The following is a 255-nucleotide window of genomic DNA, read 5'->3' on the forward strand; positions in this document are numbered from 1 at the left end:
TGTAGCTCAGTTGGTTAGAGCGCACCCCTGATAAGGGTGAGGTCGGCAGTTCGAGTCTGCCCAGACCCACCAAATTTTATCCGGTCCCGCGTTGCTTCGGCACTCGTGTAGCGAGCTACACGTCGTACCAAAGCACCTTGATCCGAATAAAATTCTCCATGTCACGTAGGACAATCAGAGGGGCCTTAGCTCAGCTGGGAGAGCGCCTGCCTTGCACGCAGGAGGTCAGCGGTTCGATCCCGCTAGGCTCCACCA

General features: G+C 56.9%; 1 tRNA gene. It reads left to right on the plus strand.

Features of this window, described 5'->3' with window-relative positions:
- Positions 1 to 179: 179 nt before the first annotated feature.
- Positions 180 to 255, plus strand: a tRNA-Ala gene (locus ETC27_RS16930).

The organism is Onishia niordana, assembly GCF_004798965.1.
Lineage (GTDB): Bacteria > Pseudomonadota > Gammaproteobacteria > Pseudomonadales > Halomonadaceae > Onishia > Onishia niordana.